This is a genomic window from Winkia neuii subsp. neuii DSM 8576 (assembly GCF_000420405.1).
Taxonomy (GTDB): Bacteria; Actinomycetota; Actinomycetes; order Actinomycetales; family Actinomycetaceae; genus Winkia; species Winkia neuii.
The window spans coordinates 108,892-122,630 of sequence record NZ_ATUW01000004.1 but is presented as its reverse complement, the minus strand read 5'-3'; the positions used below and the strand labels follow the sequence as shown (position 1 = coordinate 122,630).

Genomic DNA, 13,739 nt, shown 5'->3' with positions numbered 1-13,739 from the left:
TGGCAACTATGACGTTAGATGCTACGGCGTTGGCTAATGCGGTCGGTGGACAGGTTCGCCGGTCGGCAAACGAGCCCATTACGCTTCAAGATGCAACCACAGACTCTAGGGAAGTACCTGCTGGCGGTGTATTCTTCGCTCGGATAGGCGAACAACAAGATGGCTTGGACTATTTGCCCCAGGCAGTATCCGCAGGGGCGGCAGCCGTAGTTACGCAAAATGCGGCCAAAGCCCTGGAGCTTTCCGCCGAGGTTGCGGTTATCGAGGTGTCTGATGTCACCACTGCCTACGGCAAGGCTGCTGCCTACTATCTGCGCCAGCTGCGTAGCCATGGTGAGCTCACCGTTATCGGGGTGACTGGCAGTGCAGGGAAAACTACAACAAAGGATTTGTTAGCCAGAATTTGCTCTGCTGCCGGGCCAACCACAGCGCCTATTGGATCGTTCAACAACGAGGTCGGATTACCCCGAACAGTACTGTCTGCCCCAGCTCACACGCGGTATTTGGTACTCGAGATGGGAGCTTCTGGCATAGGGCACATAAAATACTTAACTTCAATTGCGCCACTAGATGTGGCAGTTGAGCTCCTGGTTGGGAGGGCCCACCTTGGGGGGTTCGGCTCGCAAGAAGCCGTTGCGCAGGCAAAATCGGAGCTTTTAGATGGGCTTGTCGAAGGCGGGGTAGCTGTACTAAACGAAGACGATCGGCGCGTGCGGGCTATGGCCGAACGCTTGGGTCCAGACAAGAAGCTTCTCACCTTTTCTGCCGCCGGCAACAGGCAGGCAGACTTTAGAGCTACTGCCGTCAAGGTGGACGAGGCCGATAGGGCAGGTTTCACGCTCGAGCACGCGCAGTTCACCACGGCTATTCAGCTGGGTTTAGTGGGCGCGCACCACGTCTCAAATGCTCTTGGAGCGATAGCAGGTGCCGTCGCAGCTGGCGTCGACCTCCAAACGGCTGTGCACCAGTGCGACAGAGCCACTGCGGCGTCACCTCACCGCATGGACGTGCGTCAACTTTCCAATGGCGCAATAGTTATTGACGATGCGTACAACGCCAACCCTGATTCGATGAAGGCAGCGCTAAAGGCGCTTGAAAAGTTGGGGAAAGGTCGCAGAAAGATTGCGGTGCTTGGCGAGATGCTCGAGCTGGGCCCGGGCTCAGCCGATATTCATCGCGAGGTAGGCAAGCTTGCAGCTCTGGCAGGCGTGGATTGCGTGATAGCTGTCGGCGAGGGCGCAAAACCTTTGTTAGACACAGTTTGCGAACGCGCCGAGGCCATGTATGCGCCTAGCTACAGTGAAGCGGCTAGCCTGATAAAGGATGCCCCCAAAAGCGGGGATGCGATCTTGATTAAAGGCTCCAACGGTTCAGGCGTGTGGCGTCTGGCAGATCAGCTGTTGAAAGGGGATAGAGCGTGCTCGCATTAATTAGTGCGTGTGGTGTCGCGCTAATTGTTTCGTTGCTTGGTACCCCGGCTTTAATCCGCGTTCTGCGAGCGCGTGAATACGGTCAATTTATCCGCCAAGACGGCCCTACCGGCCACTATACGAAGCGTGGCACCCCAACTATGGGAGGCATCGTCATCATTGGAGCGGCAACGGTAGGTTGGCTTGTTTCAATGCTGGTTTCGCGGCAGGGCCCCTCGTGGTCTGCTGCCTTAGAAATGTTCTTGTTCATAGGTCTGGGGGTTATAGGCTTCCTAGACGATTTCATCAAGATATCGCACCAGCGTTCGCTGGGGCTAAACGCTAAGGCCAAATTTTTGGGACAGCTCGCGATAGGCACGATTTTTGCCCTGGGAGCTTCTGCATTTCCCGATCATACGGGCGTCCACCCGGCCTCAATGGCAATCTCGGTGGTGCGCGATAGCTCCTTCACTTTCAAAGCGCTAGGTATTGGCGCCCTCGCCATCCTGGCATTTGTAATCTGGGTGAATTTCATTGTTGCCGCCTGGTCTAACGGGGTGAATCTGACTGACGGCTTGGACGGGCTTGCCACAGGTGCCTCGCTTTTTGCTTTCGGATCGTACGCCTTGCTCGCGGTGTGGCAGTTCTACCAAAAGTGCCCTGGGTCAGATCCGGCGAATATGGCCGCTTGCTACGAGGTGCGAGACCCGCGCGATTTAGCAATTATTGCCGCCGCAATAGTCGGAGCCTGTTTCGGCTTTTTGTGGTGGAACACGTCCCCAGCCCAGATCTTTATGGGAGATACTGGCTCGTTGGCTCTTGGCGGTGCGTTCGCGGGCATGTCTATTTTGACTCGTACCGAGTTTTTGGCCGTCATAATTGGGGGCCTGTTTGTAATTATCGTCTTCTCGGACATAATTCAGGTTGGTTGCTTCAAGATCACCGGCAAGCGCGTATTCAAGATGGCCCCATTGCATCACCATTTCGAGCTGAAGGGCTGGCCTGAGGTAACTATTGTGGTTCGTTTTTGGATCATCGCTGGCTTGTTCGGAATTATAGGGACAATCATTTTTTACGCGGAGTGGGTATTGAGTATATGAGTGCCATTGGCGTTGCCGGCTTAGGCAAATCGGGTTTAGCAGCTGTGGAAGTCCTGTCTACGCTGGGCAGGCAGGTGGTGGCCCTTGACTCTTCTGATGAGGCACTCCAGAGCGTGCAGTTAGGGGCAAAGGTCCCTAGGGTCTTGGTTGAAAGCGCAACCCAGGTAGCCGAGGAGCTTAAATCTCACGGGGTTTCTCAGGTGGTGATGAGCCCCGGAATTCCCCCTGCAAGTCCCGTCTACGAGGGCGCCCGTCTGGCTGGCGCCGAGGTGCTTGGCGAAGTCGAGCTTGCCTGGCGCTTGCAGGCACGGCGCGGCGACACTTCGCCATGGCTGGCAGTTACGGGTACCAACGGGAAGACCACCACTGTCAACATGGCCGAAGCGATTTTGCGTGCTGATGGCCAAAACGCCTACGCGGTAGGTAACGTGGGTTCGCCGGTTGTTTTGAAGGCTGCCGAGGGCGGCTACGATGCGCTGGTGGTCGAGCTCTCGTCCTTTCAGCTTTATTCGACTTCTACCGTGTCCCCGTACGCTTCTATCTGTTTGAATGTTGCTTCTGACCACGTTGACTGGCACGGTAGTGTGCAAGCTTACAAAGCTGCCAAAGCGAAGGTCTATGAGCACACGCAAAAGGCTGCTTTGTTTCCCGTCTCCGACGAAAATGTGCGCCACATGGTAGATGGTGCAGACGTGGTGGAGGGATGCAGGGCGATCGGACTTTCGTTTTCTGCTCCTGCAGTTGGCCAGATTGGGGTAGTAGACGACCTGGTTTTGGATAGGGCGTTCATTGCCAATAGGTGGGCTGAGGCGACTCCACTGTTTAGCTTTGAGGCACTGCGGCACTTGACCGGGGGGCCGATTTCGCACCCGGTTTTGGCTGACGCGTTGGCGGCCGCTGGGCTGACGCGATCTTTGGGGGTAGATTTTTCTTCCGTGGCTAAGGGGCTTGAGGGCTTTCAGGCTGTCAAGCACAGGCGCACACCGTTGGGCATGGCTCGCGACGTAAAATGGATCGACGACTCGAAAGCAACTAATGCCCATGCGGCTCGCAGCTCACTTGCTGGGATGCCGCCCTCGTCGGTGGTGTGGGTAGCAGGTGGCGACACCAAGGGGCAAACCTTTGACGAACTAGTCGCCGCGGTAGCTCCTACCCTCCGTGGGGTTGTGCTAATCGGGAAAGATCGCCGGGCGCTCAAATCGGCTCTCGAAACTCAGGCGCCGTCAGTGCCGGTAGTGGAATGTGCTCCTCCCGACGACATAATGGGATCGGTCGTACACGAATGCGTGGCGCTTTCGCGTCCCGGCGACACTGTCATTTTGGCTCCTGCCTGTGCTTCCTGGGATCAGTTCAACAACTACGCAGAACGAGGCGACCTTTTTGCACAGGCGGTAGCAGGTCTGGAGGGCTAGGTGGCGAAAAGGCTGAGGCTGAAACTACCTAGGATCAAGGTGGTTTCGGACGACGACACGATTCTCGCTACGCGCTCGGTGATCCAAGAGCAGATGCGCACCAATCCCGTGCTTACTTTTTACATGATTTTGGTGTCCACGCTGCTGCTCACCGGGGTGGGGCTGGTGATGGTCTTTTCTGCTTCTTCGATTGGGGACCTTGCCCGCCAGGACAACCCGTTTGTTTCGTTTATAAAGCCTTTTAGTTACGCCATCATGGGGCTTTTGTTAATGTGGTTAGCTACCAAGGCAAGGCCGCAGCTTTATTTCAATCCGAAGGTTTCGGCGGCCGCACTCGTTGGTGCCATTGCATTCCAAACGCTCGTGCTGCCGTTCGGGCAAAATATTGGTGGCAATCAGAACTGGATTGCCATTCCTGGCATAGGAACCGTCCAGCCTTCGGAGTTTTTGAAAGTGGCGCTGATAGTGCATCTTTCAGCACTACTGGGGCACCGGATAGTAGACCTTACTGACTGGTCTTCGATAGCGCGCTATCTGGCCTGGCCCACGGTGGGATCGCTGGGCGCCATTATGCTCGGCGGAGACTTTGGCACCACAGTGGTAGTGGCTGGCATCATCGCGGCGGTGGTGTTCATCGGTGGCCTGCCCGGCTCAAAACTGGCGGCTCTTTTGGTAGCTGGAGTGTTCGGGGCTGCCCTGGCAGCCATGTCCTCCTCCTCACGCCGCGCCCGTATTCGGGCGTTCTTCCCCGGCGCCCCCAAGGATGAGCAGGGGATTGACCTACAGCCGCTACGGGCAAAGTACGGTTTGGGTACCGGTGGGCTCACAGGGGTAGGTCCGGGCGCCTCACGGCAAAAATGGAACTACTTGCCGCAGGCTGAATCGGACTTTATTTTTGCGATTTTAGGTGAAGAATTCGGCCTGGTAGGCACCTTGTCAGTAATAATTTTGTACGTAATCTTGGGCTGGTCCCTGTACAGGCTAGCAAGGCGGGCTAGGTCCAATTCGATCCGAATTGCTGCTTCCTCCACAATGGCTTGGATTGGCTTGCAGGCCCTGGTGAATATTTGGGTGGTGGTGGGGCTCATCCCCGTACTCGGGGTACCTTTGCCGTTCATATCTGCGGGTGGGTCGGCATTGGTTGCCTGTCTAATAGCTATGGGCATAATGCTTTCTTGTGCGCGAGCCGAGCCAGGGGCTAATAAGGTGCTAACTGCCCGCGAAGCTTCAATAAAACGTACTATTGCCGTGGTCGGTTCACGCAGAAAGGCAAAGAAATGAAGGTACTACTTGCCGGGGGCGGAACCGCCGGTCACATAAATCCGCTAATTGCTACGGCACAAAAACTGGTAGCAGCCGGTGCAGAAGTTGTGGCTTTGGGAACTGCAAAGGGGCTCGAGGTCGACCTCCTGCCGCGGGCTGGCATCCAGATGTTTCAGATACCCAAGGTGCCTGCTCCTCGCCGCCCTAACGGAGACCTAATATTCTTTGTGCCCCGCATGCGCCAGGCGCTGCGCACCTGCCGCGAGGTAATAACCTCCGAGCGCATCGACGTTGTGGTAGGGTTTGGCGGATTTGTGTCGACGCCCGCCTATGTGGCGGCGCAGCGCCTGGGCGTACCTGTGATTATTCACGAGCAAAATGCCCGTCCGGGGCTCGCCAACAAGTTGGGAGCTCGTTGGGCCGAGGGCGTTGCCCTCACTTTCCCTTCGACGCCGCTGGCAGCCCGAAAGGGCATAACCGAGGTTACCGGTTTGCCACTGCGGGAGCAGATCGAGAAGCTGGCTAAACAGAAGCTAGCTGACAGACGTGGCGTGCGCGAGAGGGGCGCGAGGGCTTTTGGCCTCGACCCAGAGCGCAAGATTTTGCTAGTAACCGGTGGCTCGCTGGGGGCAAAGAGCATAAATGAGGCCGTAGCCGAGGCCGCCCCTTACCGTGGCGACCTGCAGATTCTACACATAGCTGGCAAGGGCAAAGCCGCCCCCGTGCGCGAAAAGGTGGGCGAGCAGCCGGACTACAAGGTAGTCGAATACTGCACCAACATGGAGGACGCTTTTGCTTGCGCCGATATGGTATTAGCCCGGTCGGGGGCCGGCACGGTGTGCGAGATTTCGGCTTTGGGGCTTGCAGCTACCTACGTACCGCTGCCCATCGGCAACGGCGAACAAAAACTAAATGCGGCTGACGTAACGGCGGGCGGGGGTGCCCAACTGATTGAAGACAAGCATTTGGATGGGAACGCGGTTGTGGACAAAATTTTTGCTTTCCTAGCCGACGACCAAAAGCTGGCAGAGATGGGCGCAGCTGCACAGAAATTTGGACAGATTGAGGCCGCCCAGCGCTTGGCGGACATTATTTTGGGGGTCGCAGGAAAATGAGTCACTTTCATCTGATTGGTATCGGGGGAGCGGGCATGTCGGTAGTTGCCGAGTTGCTCGCAGATCGGGGTCAGCTTGTTACAGGATCTGATCAGAAAGACTCGGCAAACATTTCCCACCTAAGGTCTTTGGGCATTGAAGCGAAAGTGGGGCACGATCCGCAGACTATTTCTGCAGATTCCATAGTGGTGGTTTCCACTGCTGTGCGCGAATCGAATCCCGAGCTAGCCAGGGCGCGCGAACTGGGATGTAAGGTGCTGCACAGGTCTCAGGCGCTTGCTTTGGCAGCAGCCGGCATGGAATTTATTGCTGTGGCGGGAGCCCACGGGAAAACTACTACTTCGGGCATGTTGGCGGTGGCATTGTCCCATTTAGGGGCTGACCCTTCTTTTGCGGTGGGAGGCATCGTCGGCGGCTTTGGCTCCGGGGCACACCTAGGTGAGGGCAAGTACTTTGTAGCTGAGGCCGACGAATCCGATGCTTCGTTCTTGAACTACACCCCGACCGTCGCCCTCGTTACCAATGTAGAGCCAGACCACCTGGATCACTACGGTTCTAAAGAGGCTTTCGAACAGGCTTTTCTAGATTTTTCTGGCCTAGTCACCGACACGTTGGTAACCTGCTCCGACGACGAGGGCGCGCGTGCCCTTGGGGAGGCAAGCTCGAAAGATTTGCGTCATCTCACTTACGGTTTCGGGGAAGGCGGGCCCAACCACGTGAAGGTAAGTGAGTCAGGCTTTATCTGGCGGGGACATACTTATCCGGTGCGCCTGCAAGTTCCCGGTAGACACAACCTGCTAAATGCGGCTGGGGCTTTTGCAGTGTTAATCGCGCTCGATTTTCCCCCGAGCGATTGCGCCCAGGCGCTCGGACAGTTTACTGGGACTGGCAGGCGCTACGAATACAAGGGAACGGTCCACGGGGTCGAGGTACGCGACGACTATGCACACCATCCCACCGAAGTGGCCGCCCTCGTCGCCCAGGCCCGTGAGCAGACTAAGGGGCGGTTGCTGGTGCTGTTCCAGCCGCACCTGTACTCGAGAACGATTAATTTTGCAGCTCGCTTTGCGCGGGCGCTGCGCGGGGCAGACGTGGTGGCTTTAGCTCCAATTTATGGGGCTCGCGAGGATCCGGTAGAGGGCGTCGATTCATCGCTGATAGGTAAATCGCTGCCAGGCTCATATCTGGCCACCTCTTTGGAGGACGGAGCCGAGTACCTAGCCAAGGTTGCGCAGAGCGGCGATCTGATCTGCACCGTGGGGGCCGGTGACGTTACCACCATGGGTCCGCGCCTTTTGGAGCTGCTGTGAAGGAACGCGTCAGCTACGAATTTGCTGAGCGTCTTGCCGAACGCACTAGAGCTGTATCGCGCAGGCGCCGGTATCTGCTTGTCCTGGCACTAGCTGGGGTAGCTGCCGTCGCAGCAGTCGTAGCAGTGGCATTTTTGTCCCCACTCTTTGCCTATCATCCGTCTGCTGCCCAGGTAAGTGGGGCTACAAAGGAGGTTTCGGCCGAAACAGTAGTGCAGGCAACCGAACGGTTTGCGAACATTCCACTTCCTCGTCTGGATACCTCGAAGGTAGCTCAGGAAGTGCAGCGGGCAAACATACGCGTTGCGAGCGCCACTGTTTCCCGAAAGCCGCTGCATGGAATTCAGATAGAGCTTTCGCTGCGCACTCCGATCGGAATTGAAGATACGGGTTCCGGCCGCAAGTTGGTGGATTCAAAGGGAATTGCTTTTGCGAAGGCGGCAGGTGAAAACTTGAAAGAGCTCTCACTTCCCACTGACGAGGAACGCGCGCCGGCAGCAACTACTGTGGCCAAAGTGATTCAAGCGGTGCCCGCCGCCCTCATGCAGAAAGTTGTGCGCATAGAGGCGATAAATCGTGATCGGGTGCAGCTACTTTTAGATTCTGGAGCAACCGTGATCTGGGGCGACGATTCGAATGGGGAACTGAAGGCAAAAGTGGCTTCCGTTTTGCTGCAAAGAAATGCTTCCACATACGATTTAACCGATCCGCTGCGTCCCGTCACTAGCTAACTTTTAGGGCTGGGTGGCCATGTCGCAACACGCCGAGGGGGCGTCGGCGGATAGGGCGCTAAGACTAATAACGTGACAGATACCGGAAATATGACATAACGTTCAACCTTCAGTTGAGGTTGAGGGTTGGATGAAAGGGAAGGGGCCGAGGTGGCATCTCCTCAGAACTATCTTGCAACTATCAAGGTGGTAGGCATTGGCGGTGGCGGTGTGAACGCTGTGAACCGAATGATCGAGGCCGGTTTGGCTGGTGTCGAGTTCATTGCGATCAACACCGATCTGCAGTCTCTGCTTACCTCTGACGCAGACGTGAAGCTCGACATTGGGCGTGAGGAGACTCGTGGGCTGGGAGCTGGTGCAGACCCTTCGGTCGGGCAGAAGTCCGCTGAAGATCACACAGAAGACATCCGCGATGCCCTCGAGGGGGCCGACATGGTTTTCGTCACTGCCGGTGAGGGCGGCGGTACTGGCACCGGGGGTGCGCCCGTCGTGGCCCGCATTGCTCGCGAGCTTGGATCTTTGACCATCGGCGTCGTCACCCGTCCGTTTACCTTTGAAGGGCGCATGCGCTCGCGTCAGGCCGAATCCGGAGTCGAGAATTTGCGTAGCGAGGTAGATACGCTGATCGTCATTCCTAACGATCGCCTGCTCAAGATCTCTGACCCAAACATTTCTGTGCTGGATGCCTTCCGCAGCGCGGATAATGTACTTCTTTCCGGTGTACAGGGCATTACCGACTTGATTACCACCGCGGGGTTGATCAATGTCGACTTCGCCGACGTAAAGTCCGTTATGAAAGATGCCGGTTCTGCTCTTATGGGGATTGGTACCGCTAGTGGCGAGGACAGGGCGGTTCAAGCCGCCGAAATGGCGATTGCCTCCCCGCTTCTCGAAGCTTCTATCGAGGGCGCCCACGGGGCTTTGCTGTTCTTCCAGGGCGGTTCCAACATGGGCTTGTTTGAAATCCAAAAGGCGGCCGAACTGGTTCGCGAATCTGCGCATGAGGAAGCCAACATCATCTTTGGCGCTTCGATCGACGAGGCGTTTGGAGACGAGGTCAGGGTTACCGTTATTGCGGCTGGCTTTGACGATCCGGAGCTCAACGTGCAGAAGAAGGAGGAGGAAAATCAGGCTTTGCGCTCTCAGCCTGCTCCTAAGACTTCCGCTAAACCAGCTCAGGAATCCCCCCAACGGGACTTGGGCTCGCTACCTTCGCGGCCGCAGCATAGGGCACCGCTGGATGTGCCCACTCGTCCTCGGTCTAGTTCTCGGCCGGTGCTGCCCGAGGCCGTAGAACCCGAGACTGAGTCAGAACACGTCTCTACACATGTGTCTACGGACCCAACTCCGTCTTCGGAGCTGGAGCTTCCTCGCGTCTTTGACGATTCGGACAAAGACGACGATCTGGACATTCCTCCGTTCTTGCGCTGATGCGACCCATTGCAGTCGGAGGCGCGAAGGCCGTTTTCACAACCCGCACAGGTGGGGTGTCGAAGGCGGCCTTCGCTACGCTAAATACCGGCTTACATGTAGGTGACGATCCGGCGAGCGTGCTGCGAAACAGGCAGCTTTTGGAACAAAAATTAGATCGTACGATCGTGTGGATGAATCAGACTCACTCGGCGCGCGTGGAGCGCGTAGAGCCAGGTCACACCAACCAGGTGGTAAATGCCGACGGCGTCTTTGCGGTAGCGCAAGATTTCGCCAGTAAGCACCTGCGTCTTCCTGCCTTGGCTGTAATGGTTGCGGATTGTGTGCCTATCCTGCTGGCATCCTCCGGTGGGGAAGTGATGGCCGCGGTGCATGCTGGCCGGGCCGGTCTGTCGACGGGCATTATTCACAAGGCGGTAGTTCGACTGTGCGAATATGTGCCGGCATATTCTATCCATGCTGCGGTTGGGCCGTGCATCTGCGGAAGATGCTATGAAGTGCCTGAACAGCTGCGTGCCCAGCTTTCGGAGATCACCCCTTCGGCGTGGTGTCTTACTCGCTGGGGCAGTCCCGGTTTGGATTTGCGTGCTAGCGCTAAGTCGCAGTTGCAGGCCGAGGGGGTGCAGGTCGATTTTATTTCTAAACTTTGTACCTACGAGGACGAAAATCTGTACTCTTACAGGCGGGAACAGCTGACCGGTCGGTTTTGCGGATTGGTCTTTCCTACCTGATCAACACGCCGACACTAATGGGGCATAAATGTTCAGGTCGCGGCTAGTCTTTTAGCAGTTGCAGGTTCTAAGCAAAGGATGCGTTCATGGCCGGAGCATTTAGCCGTACGATGGATTTTTTTGGGTGGCGCGAGCCCGAAGATTCTGAAGAGGACGACTTTATTCCGCCCGCTGACGACGGGTTCCAGGATTCTTACGACGAGCCTGGCACCGGTGATGGGCTCGACTCCGCAGATACGTTTGCGCCTGCTCAGGTGACAGAATTCCCGCGCCCGGTGCGTTCTCAGAGTGCTGACTTGCGCCGCATTGTGACGTTCCATCCCACCTCATATGCGGATGCTCCCGCTATCGGCAACGCTTTCCGTGAAGGTACCCCGGTCATTATGAATCTGTCGGCTATGAACGACACCGATGCGCGTCGTTTGGTCGATTTCGGAGCGGGGCTGGTGCACGGCCTTTCTGGCCATTACGAACGTGTGACTAAGCGGGTTTTTTTGCTCACTCCAACTGAGGTTGCGGTCGAGGCCGGCTCTTCTGCGTCCGATAGCTCTGTGAGTTTTTAGCTAATGACAGCTATTGGGGTAGCACTGCGCATTATTGCCTACTTATTGCAGGCCTACACGGTCGTACTGTTGATTCGCGTGGTACTGGATTGGGCTCGCATTTTGGCCCGAGACTGGCGGCCGAGTGGCATAATTTTGGTTTTAGCTAATTTTGTGTATGCGATCACGGATCCGCCACTGCGCTATTTGGGACGCTACATCCCCCCGCTTCGGCTCGGCACAATAGCGCTTGACCTGGGATTTTTAGTCCTTTTCTTTGGGGTGTCATTCCTGATTAGGATTCTTTTTTATCTCTCGTACACGGTGTAGCGGTTAGCATTCTTGGCCTGTTACTGTTGTTGAGCGTGTTAAATAAGGCAATTTTTAGTATGATGAACGCGTTGCTTGGTTTTCGCACCAAGTTTGAATCAACCGGGGCCTAGTTGGGCCCACATTCGAAATACGAGGTGACCAATATGGCTCTGCTAACGGCGGAAGACGTCCATTACAAGACGTTTACCCCCACGAAGTTCCGTGAGGGTTACGATCAGGACGAAGTTGATTCGTTCCTTGACGAGGTCGTTCGCACACTTACTGCCCTTCAGGAAGGCGGCGCCGTAGCAAGCGAGAGCCCGGCTGAGGGGGCTCCTGCAACAGCAGATGATGGTGCTCTGCGTGCCGAAAACGACAAGCTACGCGCCGAACTTGAGCAGGCCCGTAAGCGCGCCGCCGAGGTCGAATCCGAGGCTGCTGAAGCTCGCAAGGCTTCCGGCGAGCCCTCTGAGGCCGAGGCAAAGCTGCGTGCCCAGATCGAGCAGCTGCGTGCCGAAAACGACAAGCTACGCACCGAGGCCGAAACTGCTCGTAACGAGGCCCAGAAGGTTGCTCAGGCCCCTGCCGCAGCCGACAATAACGAGCCGGAATCTGCTACCTCGATGCTGGCAATGGCTCAGCGTCTGCACGACGAGTACGTGCACGAGGGCCAGGAAAAGGGCAACAAGATTGTCGACGATGCGCACGCGCAGTCTCAGCAAATCTTGCGTGAGGCTAAAGACGAGAAGACGCGCGTTATCAACCAGCTCGACTCTGAGCGCTCCATGCTCGAGGGCAAGATTAATGAGCTGAAGGGATTTGAATCTGAATACCGCAGCCAGCTGCGTTCTCACTTGCAAAAGCTCATCGAGACTGTTGATGCAGACGACATAAAGTAGCTTGAACTGATCTTTGGCCCCGCTTTGGCGGGGCCAAAGTGTTTAACCGTTGCTGCTAAGTTTTTTTCTTTTGCGCCTCCAGTTAGAGTATTAGGGTGAATAAATGGTGCATTTGGGCCGGGGCTTCTGTGCTTGGGGTAGCGGTCGACTTTGCTAGTAAGGAATGGGCTCTTGGCGCCCTTTCGACCGGCCAAAAGATCCCGCTTTTAGGGAGCCTGCTTTCGTTGGAATTGGTTTTCAACGCGGGGGCGGCGTTTTCGTTCTTGTCTTCACACACCTGGGTTTTCACCGTTCTTGCGGCTCTCGCATGCCTAATAATTCCTTTCTTTGTGCGAAGGGCCCATTCAGGGGAACTTGCCTGTGCCCTCGGCCTGTTAGAAGCGGGCGCGCTGGGGAACTTACTTGACCGTCTGTTCCGCTATCCCGGTTTTGGCGAGGGACACGTAGTTGATTTCCTAAACTACGGAAATTTCTTTGTTGGAAATGTGGCTGACATTGCAATTGTGGCGGCGGTGGTTTGGCTCGCCTTAATTGAACTTACAAAAAAAGAGGTGAAGAAATGATCTCGCGCAGGCTGCCGGTGCCCGAGGGAATGGACGGCGAACGCGTCGACCACGCCTTAAATAGAATGCTGGGCATGTCGCGTGCAGCCGTGCAGAAAATGATCGAGGCCGGCGATGTTGCGTGCGAGGGGCATCTGCTGCGCAAATCCGAACGCTTGCGGGCGGGGACATTTTTGGACATTAGATTGCCCGAACCGAAAAAGCCGGGCATAAAACCCACCCCGTTTGGGATGGACATACTTTTCGAGGACCAGGACATAGTCGTGGTCAATAAGCCTGTTGGTGTTGCCGCACATACGGGCCCCGGGTGGGAGGGGCCCACTGTAATTGGGGCTTTGATAGCTTCTGGAAGGCGCGTGGCAACCTCCGGCCCGGTAGAGCGGCAGGGAATTGTTCACCGTTTGGACGTCGGCACGTCCGGGGCCATGGTGGTGACAAAGTCCGAGCGTGCTTACACGGTTATGAAGAATGCTTTTCGCTACCGCAAGGTAGGCAAGATCTACCATGCTTTGGTTGCTGGTCACCCCGATCCGTCCTCGGGAACTATCGAGGCCCCAATCGGGCGGCATCCGGGACGCGAATTCAAGATGGGGGTTGTCGAAGGCGGCAAGATGGCCGTTACGCACTACGACACTATCGAAGCTATGCCTAAGGCTAGTTTGCTGCGGGTACATTTGGAGACTGGGCGGACCCACCAAATTCGCGTTCACATGCAGGCAATTGGTCACCCGATTGTGGGAGATCCAACATACGGGGCAAATCCGGTCGAGGCTGAAAAGTTGGGGTTGGTTAGGCAGTGGCTACACGCGGTTGAGCTTTCTTTTGCCCACCCGATTAGCGGCCGGAAGATCTGCGTGAAAGCCCCCTATACGCAGGATTTAGAGAGGGCTCTTGAGATAGTTCGGCTTTAAATCACGCCCC

Annotated in this window: 14 protein-coding genes; all 14 read left to right on the top strand. The window is 56.4% G+C overall.

Features of this window, described 5'->3' with window-relative positions; all coding sequences use genetic code 11:
- Positions 1 to 8 precede the first annotated feature (8 nt).
- The 14 genes from G437_RS0105180 to G437_RS0105115 all read left to right on the top strand — a co-directional run bounded on the left by G437_RS0105180 (position 9) and on the right by G437_RS0105115 (position 13,729).
- The gene (locus tag G437_RS0105180) at positions 9 to 1,430 is read left to right on the top strand and encodes a UDP-N-acetylmuramoyl-tripeptide--D-alanyl-D-alanine ligase (protein WP_024331518.1); all 1,422 of its coding nucleotides are present in this window, start codon (positions 9 to 11) and stop codon (positions 1,428 to 1,430) included.
- Positions 1,418 to 2,509, top strand: a complete 1,092-nt coding sequence (gene mraY / locus G437_RS0105175; protein ID WP_024331517.1) for a phospho-N-acetylmuramoyl-pentapeptide-transferase — start codon at positions 1,418 to 1,420, stop codon at positions 2,507 to 2,509. The genes G437_RS0105180 and mraY overlap by 13 nt, the downstream gene beginning before the upstream one ends.
- Positions 2,506 to 3,921: a UDP-N-acetylmuramoyl-L-alanine--D-glutamate ligase gene (gene murD / locus G437_RS0105170; RefSeq protein WP_024331516.1), complete on the top strand. Its 1,416-nt coding sequence runs from the start codon at positions 2,506 to 2,508 to the stop codon at positions 3,919 to 3,921. Before mraY ends, murD begins: the two co-directional genes overlap by 4 nt.
- A complete protein-coding gene (locus G437_RS0105165; RefSeq protein WP_051141889.1) occupies positions 3,922 to 5,202 on the top strand; it encodes an FtsW/RodA/SpoVE family cell cycle protein in 1,281 nt (426 codons plus the stop codon).
- Positions 5,199 to 6,299 carry an undecaprenyldiphospho-muramoylpentapeptide beta-N-acetylglucosaminyltransferase gene (gene murG, locus G437_RS0105160; RefSeq protein WP_024331515.1) on the top strand — a complete coding sequence of 367 codons (1,101 nt, stop codon included), beginning with the start codon at positions 5,199 to 5,201 and terminating at the stop codon, positions 6,297 to 6,299. Before G437_RS0105165 ends, murG begins: the two co-directional genes overlap by 4 nt.
- Positions 6,296 to 7,609: a UDP-N-acetylmuramate--L-alanine ligase gene (gene murC / locus G437_RS0105155; protein ID WP_024331514.1), complete on the top strand. Its 1,314-nt coding sequence runs from the start codon at positions 6,296 to 6,298 to the stop codon at positions 7,607 to 7,609. Before murG ends, murC begins: the two co-directional genes overlap by 4 nt.
- On the top strand, positions 7,606 to 8,340 hold the full coding sequence (locus G437_RS0105150; protein ID WP_024331513.1) for a cell division protein FtsQ/DivIB: 735 nt from the start codon (positions 7,606 to 7,608) through the stop codon (positions 8,338 to 8,340). The genes murC and G437_RS0105150 overlap by 4 nt, the downstream gene beginning before the upstream one ends.
- A 150-nt stretch (positions 8,341 to 8,490) precedes the next feature.
- Entirely contained in the window at positions 8,491 to 9,771 is a 1,281-nt protein-coding gene (gene ftsZ / locus G437_RS0105145; protein WP_024331512.1) for a cell division protein FtsZ, read from the top strand.
- Complete coding sequence (pgeF, locus tag G437_RS0105140; protein ID WP_024331511.1) at positions 9,771 to 10,502, top strand: peptidoglycan editing factor PgeF; 732 nt, start codon at positions 9,771 to 9,773, stop codon at positions 10,500 to 10,502. The genes ftsZ and pgeF overlap by 1 nt, the downstream gene beginning before the upstream one ends.
- 86 nt (positions 10,503 to 10,588) lie before the next feature.
- Positions 10,589 to 11,065: a cell division protein SepF gene (locus G437_RS0105135; RefSeq protein WP_024331510.1), complete on the top strand. Its 477-nt coding sequence runs from the start codon at positions 10,589 to 10,591 to the stop codon at positions 11,063 to 11,065.
- A 3-nt stretch (positions 11,066 to 11,068) separates the two neighbouring features.
- Positions 11,069 to 11,374, top strand: coding sequence for a YggT family protein (locus G437_RS0105130; protein WP_024331509.1), 306 nt, complete (start codon positions 11,069 to 11,071; stop codon positions 11,372 to 11,374).
- Between the two features lie 146 nt (positions 11,375 to 11,520).
- Positions 11,521 to 12,255 carry a DivIVA domain-containing protein gene (locus tag G437_RS0105125; RefSeq protein WP_024331508.1) on the top strand — a complete coding sequence of 245 codons (735 nt, stop codon included), beginning with the start codon at positions 11,521 to 11,523 and terminating at the stop codon, positions 12,253 to 12,255.
- Between the two features lie 95 nt (positions 12,256 to 12,350).
- Positions 12,351 to 12,818 (top strand): signal peptidase II, encoded by a 468-nt coding sequence (gene lspA, locus G437_RS0105120; RefSeq protein WP_024331507.1) that lies wholly within the window; start codon positions 12,351 to 12,353, stop codon positions 12,816 to 12,818.
- Positions 12,815 to 13,729, top strand: coding sequence for an RluA family pseudouridine synthase (locus tag G437_RS0105115; protein ID WP_024331506.1), 915 nt, complete (start codon positions 12,815 to 12,817; stop codon positions 13,727 to 13,729). Before lspA ends, G437_RS0105115 begins: the two co-directional genes overlap by 4 nt.
- The last annotated feature ends 10 nt before the right edge of the window (positions 13,730 to 13,739 follow it).

Bases quoted from the DNA above. Each gene is read 5' to 3' on its own strand.
- murC (WP_024331514.1), top strand. From the start codon at position 6,296: ATGAGTCACTTTCATCTGATTGGTATCGGGGGAGCGGGCATGTCGGTA.
- pgeF (WP_024331511.1), top strand. From the start codon at position 9,771: ATGCGACCCATTGCAGTCGGAGGCGCGAAGGCCGTTTTCACAACCCGC.
- G437_RS0105180 (WP_024331518.1), top strand. From the start codon at position 9: ATGACGTTAGATGCTACGGCGTTGGCTAATGCGGTCGGTGGACAGGTT.
- G437_RS0105130 (WP_024331509.1), top strand. From the start codon at position 11,069: ATGACAGCTATTGGGGTAGCACTGCGCATTATTGCCTACTTATTGCAG.
- G437_RS0105115 (WP_024331506.1), top strand. From the start codon at position 12,815: ATGATCTCGCGCAGGCTGCCGGTGCCCGAGGGAATGGACGGCGAACGC.
- murD (WP_024331516.1), top strand. From the start codon at position 2,506: ATGAGTGCCATTGGCGTTGCCGGCTTAGGCAAATCGGGTTTAGCAGCT.
- G437_RS0105135 (WP_024331510.1), top strand. From the start codon at position 10,589: ATGGCCGGAGCATTTAGCCGTACGATGGATTTTTTTGGGTGGCGCGAG.
- murG (WP_024331515.1), top strand. From the start codon at position 5,199: ATGAAGGTACTACTTGCCGGGGGCGGAACCGCCGGTCACATAAATCCG.
- G437_RS0105125 (WP_024331508.1), top strand. From the start codon at position 11,521: ATGGCTCTGCTAACGGCGGAAGACGTCCATTACAAGACGTTTACCCCC.